Here is a 3,465-nt window from a genome sequence, read left to right on the forward strand (position 1 = left end):
CGGCAACGACGTCGACTCGTTTCACGTCGCTTGGCAAGGCTACAGCTTTCGGCAGGCGAACGGCCTGGCTTCGATTTCTCATGAAAAGGGTTGTCTGTTCCATTTGGACCTCCTGCGCTTGTGCTGGCGCGATGAGTAAGAAGGATAGGTTTTGTGTTGGATATGTCAATGGGATATACGAGGTGCCTGACGGAAGGAAAGTGCTCGATTCAGAGCCAAAAAAAGGCCGCTGTCAGTGATGACGAGCGGCCGTTTTTGTTTGAATCGTAACCTTTATTCGGCTTTTTCTTCCGGAGCTTCCAGCGACTCGCGGTAGACATCCAGCGCAGCGCTGAAGTCAGCAATGAACTGCGGCTCGCTCAGCCATGCCTGGGCGGCGTCGCGGTCCATGCCGTCGGCCCACATGCGGTAGTCGATCAGCATGTCKGCGGCCAGGTGGGTGGCGGCCATGCCTTCGTCGTCGGCGTTTTCCATGTCCAGCAGTTCTGGATGGTCGATGATGATAAAGGCGAGGTTCGTCAGCAATACCGAGAGCATTTCGCTGCGGCTGACCGCTTCGGCGTCGCGCATTTTGCTGAACATCGCCAGGGTGTATTCCGGGATCGGTTCGGCGAGGTGGCCAAGGTCATCGTCCAGCGCGGCGGGTTTGCGGCCGTGGATATTGATCTGCTTGGCTTTGGCTTTTGCACGCTTGGCGCGTTTCTGTTGCTTGTTCAGGGAGGCCATGGGAACTCAGTTCGGTTTCTGTTGGGTTTGCGCGGCAATGGCGTCGGACGCCGCCACGTAGTCAGCCTGGAAGGCCGGTGATTCGATCCATGCCAGGGCGCCGGCTTCGTCGGTTTCAGCGGACCATTGGCGATATTCGATCAGCGCGGCAAGGATGAAGTCTGTCGCTGTTTCCTCACCTTCCTGCYCCAGTACCAGTGCGATAAGCGGATGTTCCAAAAAGGCCGCGCACATGGCTTGCTGGCTGATTTTTTGTGCGTCGATCATCTCTTTGAACATGTCGGTCAGGTCCACCGATTCGAAGTCGATGCGATCGTCGTTCGGGTCCAGTTCCACCGGTGCAGCAGCCCGCTGGGTGCGGTTCTGCTTGGCCTTGGCCTTGGCGCGGGAGGCGCGTTTTTGCTGCTTGTTGGCGGAGGCCATGGGCGTCGTTCCGTATTCGTTGAAAGGGCAAAAGGCCCAGGGGGCGTTCTCAATTAGTTTTCGCGGCGTGAAAACTAATTGAGAACGCCCCCTAGCTGCATGGCACTCGCCGCCCGGGGGTATCGGGGGTCAGTTCGCCATTTTGCAGCCAGGCCAATGCAATGGGCCATAGTGTGGCTTGGTATGCGCTGCGAAAAAAGGCGAAATGTCCGACTTCTTCTTCGCCGATGTCTTCAGGGTGGATACGCAAGTGGGAGTTTGTGCTGCCGGTAAAGTAGCCGAGCAGGCGTTCGATGGCCGGGATCGTGCCGTAAGGGTCGTCGCTGATGCTGATGGCCAGGGTTTGCGCAGTGACACCGGCAAAGGGCAACTGCCCGGTGGTTGTGCTGATCGCGCGGCCGCTGGCGCGTTTTTCGTAACGGGCAGTGGAGAGGCTCCAGTCACGGACCACGCCGGCGGGTGTGTCTTCCAGCCAGCCAAGGCGTTTGCCCGGAAAGTAGCCGTAGATCATCGTTACCAGTGGCATCAGTACATGCCACTTGCCGAACATGCGCCAGCGATGGGCCGGCGCATAGTCGCGCCAGTAGGCGAATTGCGCACCGACCGTCACCAGACGCCGGATCAGGTGCCCGGACGCCCCCAGGCCCGCTGCACAGCCGCCAAAGCTGTGGCCGACCACATCGATAGGCTGCCTTGGGAACTCACGCTGTGCGCGCTTGAGCATCGCCTCGAAATCCAGCGCTCCCCAATCGGTCCACGAGGCTTGAAGCCCCTTGAGCGATGCCGGCCGAGACTCGCCGATGCCGCGGTAGTCATAGGTGATGACATCGAAGCCGTGGGCGAACAGGTAGTCGGCGAAGCGCGAGTAATGGCGACAACGGACCGAGGTGGCGGCATYGATGATCACGACCGGACGAGCGGCGTCCCGAGAAGGGTGTCGCCAGGTGAAGCCACCGAGGATGAAACCGTCCGAGGCGGTTTCCTTGAACGATTTGCCGGGGGTGGTATCCGGCAGCGGCAACTCGATGGAAGTGGGGGCCAGTGGAGGCGTGTCCTGCAAATTCATCGGCGTCAGACCTTTGCGGGTAGCTGCCAACGATAGTCTTGATGCCGTTGATGAACAATCCATTCACCTCAACGCAATGATTGATCGAGCAGCCGTTCTTCAAGAGCCGCCCGTTCCCGATCCAGTTCGTTACGCAGTTCTTCCTCACTCGGCAGGACAAGCTTGTACTTGTTGGCGAGCAGTTGCTCGTTTCCGTCCTGCACGGAGTAACGCACCACGGATTCATCCTTTTGCGCACAGAGAATTATGCCGACGGTGGGGCTGTCTTGCGCGCTACGTTTGAGGTCGTCGTACATGCGCACGTACATGTCCATCTGCCCCACATCCTGATGKGTCAGTTCACCGCGCTTGATATCGAAGATGACGAAGCACTTGAGCAAGTAGTTGTAGAACACCAGGTCGATGTAGAAGTCTTTGCTGTCGGTACTGATGCGTTGCTGGCGGGCAATGAACGCAAAGCCCTTTCCCGGTTCCAGCAAGAAGCCCTGCAATTGTTCGATCAGCGCTTGTTCGATCTCGCTTTCCTGAAGTTTGCCTGCATTGGGTAAACCAAGAAACTCCAGTACCACCGGGTCACGGATGAAATCCCGAGGGCTGGCCTTCATGTTTTGAATGTTGGTGGCGGCCTCCTGCTTGAGACTGCCGCGATCGCGGCTCGCCAGCAGACGTTCGTAGTACAACGTATTGATCTGGCGCTCCAGGGCGCGGCTTGACCAGTTTTGGGTGGCTGATTCGTTCATGTACCAGAGACGAGCGCTGTCGTTGTCGACCCGAAGCAGGCGGCGGTAGTGGGTCCAGCTCAATTCGTGACGCAGTGCGTCACGAATTGGAAAGGCTTGATAGAACAGGCGCATATACCGAAGGTTGGAAGCGTCAAATCCCTTTCCGAATTCAGCAGTTAGCGCTTTGGCCAAGGTAGACAGTAACTCTTTGCCATACCTCGCCCGTCGTGCGCCGTTCTGTTCGAACTCAACGATGTGCCGACCAATTTGCCAACAGGTTTGTACCTGAACGGTATCGACCGCCCGAAGCACCTTCTGACGTGCCTGATGGATCAATTTGCCAAGGTTGCCAAGCAGTGATGCCAGATGTGGGTCGTGAGTGTCGTTGGATGTGAGGGCCGTCATGAGGTCTTCCGCAGCAGGTTGAACGGCGAAAGAGCATGACAAGTGAGCACCCTTCGAAGATGCCGGGAGTTACTGAGAAACAGGCAGGAAATAACGGGTTCTGCGGCAGGACGGGTCTGAGTC

General features: G+C 57.9%; 4 protein-coding genes and 1 pseudogene. All 5 read right to left on the bottom strand.

Annotated features, from left to right (window positions below; all coding sequences use genetic code 11):
- Positions 1–103, bottom strand: a pseudogene (locus ACXRVY_RS20680) (AbrB/MazE/SpoVT family DNA-binding domain-containing protein); the annotation flags it as partial.
- Between the two features lie 170 nt (positions 104–273).
- Positions 274–726, bottom strand: coding sequence for a hypothetical protein (locus ACXRVY_RS20685; protein WP_223457869.1), 453 nt, complete (start codon positions 724–726; stop codon positions 274–276).
- Positions 727–732: 6 nt separating this feature from the next.
- Positions 733–1,149 carry a hypothetical protein gene (locus tag ACXRVY_RS20690; protein ID WP_458238122.1) on the bottom strand — a complete coding sequence of 139 codons (417 nt, stop codon included), beginning with the start codon at positions 1,147–1,149 and terminating at the stop codon, positions 733–735.
- Positions 1,150–1,240: 91 nt separating this feature from the next.
- Entirely contained in the window at positions 1,241–2,215 is a 975-nt protein-coding gene (locus tag ACXRVY_RS20695) for an alpha/beta hydrolase family protein (protein ID WP_458238123.1), read from the bottom strand.
- Positions 2,216–2,283: 68 nt separating this feature from the next.
- Positions 2,284–3,342, bottom strand: a complete 1,059-nt coding sequence (locus ACXRVY_RS20700; RefSeq protein ID WP_223457867.1) for a PDDEXK nuclease domain-containing protein — start codon at positions 3,340–3,342, stop codon at positions 2,284–2,286.
- Positions 3,343–3,465 lie beyond the last annotated feature (123 nt).

This window comes from Pseudomonas sp. P5_A2_2 (assembly GCF_054177685.1).